Source organism: Kitasatospora sp. NPDC093558 (assembly GCF_040683475.1).
Taxonomy (GTDB): Bacteria; Actinomycetota; Actinomycetes; order Streptomycetales; family Streptomycetaceae; genus Kitasatospora.
In genome coordinates this window covers 1-3,202 of sequence record NZ_JBFBDY010000680.1, presented here as the reverse complement: position 1 = coordinate 3,202, position 3,202 = coordinate 1, and the positions used below count along the sequence as shown (strand labels likewise).

Here is a 3,202-nt window from a genome sequence, read left to right as displayed (position 1 = left end):
CCGGCCCCGACTCCCTCCAGGGCCCGGGGCCCGGGGCACCACCGCCCACCTCCTCACGAATCAGGAACCTCACGTGTCAGACCAGCACCAGCCCGCCGGCACCTTCCCCAACCCGGTGATCCCCGGCTTCCACCCCGATCCGAGCGTCTGCCGCGTGGGCGACGACTACTACCTCGCCTGCTCCAGCTTCGAGTACTTCCCCGGCATCCCCGTCTTCCACAGCCGCGACCTGTTCAACTGGACCCAGATCGGCAACGCCCTCGACCGGCCGAGCCAGTTGCGCCTGCCGCGCGAGTCCCCGTCCTCCGGTGGGATCTACGCCCCGACGCTGCGCCACCACGACGGCCGCTTCTGGCTGATCGTCACCAACGTCAGCGGTGACGGCAACCTGCTCTTCACCGCCACCGACCCGGCCGGCCCCTGGTCCGACCCGATCCGGCTGCCCGACGTCCACGGCATCGACCCGGACCTCGCCTGGGACGAGGACGGCACCTGCTGGTGCACCGTCGCCGGCGTCTCCCAGGTCCGCCTCGACCCGGCCACGGGCGAGACCCTCGGCGAGCCGCAGCGGATCTGGTCCGGCGCGCCCGGCGCCATGGCCCCCGAGGCCCCGCACCTGTACCGGATCGGCGAGTACTGGTACCTGATGATCGCCGAGGGCGGCACCGAGCGCGGCCACGCCGTCTCCGTCGCCCGCGGCACCTCGCCCTCCGGCCCCTTCGAGCCGTGCCCGGCCAACCCGGTACTGACCCACCGCGGCATCAACAGTCCCATCCAGAACACCGGGCACGCCGACCTCGTCCAGGCGCCCGACGGCTCCTGGTGGATGGTGCTGCTCGCCGTCCGGCCGCGCGGCGGCACCCCCGCCTGGTACGTGCTCGGCCGGGAGACCTTCCTCGCCCCGGTCGAGTGGGTGGACGGCTGGCCGGTGGTCGGCCGGGTCACCCCCGAACTGCCGCTCCCGGCTTGGCCGTTGCACCCGGCTCCCGCCGTTCCGGCCCGGGACGACTTCGACCAGAGCGACCTGCACCCCCAGTGGATCTCGGTACGGAGCCGTCCCGAGCACCTGGTCACCACGAAGGAACGTTCCGGCTGGCTCACCCTGCGCGCCGCCGGCGCCTCCCTCGACGAGAACGACGTGGTGTTCGTCGGCCGGCGCCAACAGCATCTCGGCTGCCGGGCCCGCACCCTGATCGACCCCACCGGAGGCCGCGGCGGCCTCGCCGTCCGCATGGACGAGGAGCACCACTACGAGATCGAGGCGGCCGACGGCGAGGTGAAGGTCCTCGCCCGCATCGGCTCGCTGCGCACCGAGGTCGCCTCCCGTCCGGTGCCCGCCGGACCCGTGGTGCTCGGTGTCGACGTCGTCCCGCGGCCGACGCGCGGCCCGCGCACCGGCCCCGACGACGTCGTCCTCGGCGTCGAGGAGCCCGACGGCACCTTCGCCGAGCTCGCCGCCCTCGACGGGCGCTACCTCTCCACCGAGGCGGCCGGCGGCTTCACCGGCCGGGTCATCGGCATGTACGCCGCCGCCGGCACCGTCCACTTCGACCGGTTCGACTACGAGCCCCTCCCGCTCCCCTGACCACCCGTCAGGGTCTCCCCCGCCCGTTCACCCGAAAGGGACGTCCCGTGAACGACGCACAGCAGATCGCCCGCCCGCTCGCCCGCCGCCTCCACCGGACGGCCGGCCTCGTCGTGGCCCTGGTCACCACCGGAGCCCTCTGCAGCGGCACCGCGATCGCCGCCCCCACCGACCAGCCCCGGGCGGCAGCCGAGGCCGCCGGGGCCAGGGTCCCGCACGACCCGATGGCCGCCGTGGCCCAGATGCAGCCCAGCTGGAACCTCGGCAACACCCTCGACGCGATCCCCGGCGAGACCTCCTGGGGCAACCCGCTCACCACCAAGGCGCTGTTCGACCATCTCCGGTCCGAAGGCTTCCGCAGCATCCGGATCCCCGTCACCTGGTCCCCGCACCAGTCCGCCACCGCCCCGTACGCCATCGACCCGGTGTGGATGAAGCGGGTCAAGCAGGTCGTCGACTGGGCCCTGGAGGACGGCCTCTACGTCGAGATCAACGTCCACCACGACTCGTGGCAGTGGATCAAGTACATGTCCACCGACCACGACACCATCATGGCCCGGTTCAACTCCACCTGGCAGCAGATCGCCACCGCCTTCAAGGACGAGCCGCGCACGCTGCTCATGGAGAGCATCAACGAACCGCAGTTCGACAACGCGACCGACGCCCAGAAGACCCAGTACCTGCGGGAACTCAACACCTCCTTCCACAGCATCGTCCGCAACTCCGGCGGCAGGAACAAGGACCGCCTGCTCGTCCTGCCCTCGGAGGAGACCAACAACGCCCAGCACTGGCTCGACGACCTGTCCACCACGATGAGCTCGCTGCACGACCGCAACCTGGTCGCCACCGTGCACTACTACAGCTGGTACCCGTTCAGCGTGAACATCGCCAACGGCACGACCTACGACGCCGCCAGCCAGAAGGACCTCACCGACGGCTTCGCCCGGGTGCACGACACCTTCGTCAAGAAGGGCATCCCCGTCTACGTCGGCGAGTACGGCCTGCTCAGCGAGCCCAACTCGGGCACCGTCGAATACGGTGAGATGCTGAAGTTCTACGAGCACGTCAACTACGTGGCCCGGGCCAACGGCTTCACCACCGCGCTCTGGGACGACGCCAACTACCTGGACCGCGCCGCCCTCCAGTGGCGGGACCGGACCCTGATGAACCTGATCGAGGCGTCCTGGACCACCCGCTCGGGCACCGCCTCCACCGACAACCTCTTCGTGCCGAAGTCCGGCCCCATCGCCGCGCAGACCATCACCCTGAACCGCAACGGCCTCTGGTTCGCGGGTCTCTGGCGGGGTGAGCTCCCCCTCATCCAGAACATCGACTACACCCTCGACGGCGACCAGCTCACCCTCACCGCCGACGGCCTCACCCGCCTCGCCGGCGACCGCGCCGCCGGCATCAACACCACCCTCGAAGTCCGCTACTCCGGTGGCGTCCCCTGGCAACTCAACATCCGTTCCTACGACAAGCCCGCCATGGCCGACGCCACCGGAACCACCGACGCACTGGTCATCCCCACCCGGTTCAACGGCTCCCTGATGGCCAACGTCCAGTCCACCTACGCCGACGGCACCGCCGCAGGCCCCGCCTCCTGGACCACCTACC

2 protein-coding genes are annotated in these 3,202 nt (G+C 70.9%); both read left to right on the top strand.

Annotated elements, in window-relative coordinates:
- The first annotated feature begins 73 nt into the window (after positions 1-73).
- Positions 74-1,585 (top strand): glycoside hydrolase family 43 protein, encoded by a 1,512-nt coding sequence (locus AB0O00_RS33625; protein WP_363658315.1) that lies wholly within the window; start codon positions 74-76, stop codon positions 1,583-1,585.
- A gap of 47 nt (positions 1,586-1,632) precedes the next feature.
- On the top strand, positions 1,633-3,202 hold a 1,570-nt coding region (locus AB0O00_RS33620), incomplete at its 3' end, for a cellulase family glycosylhydrolase (RefSeq protein WP_363658313.1).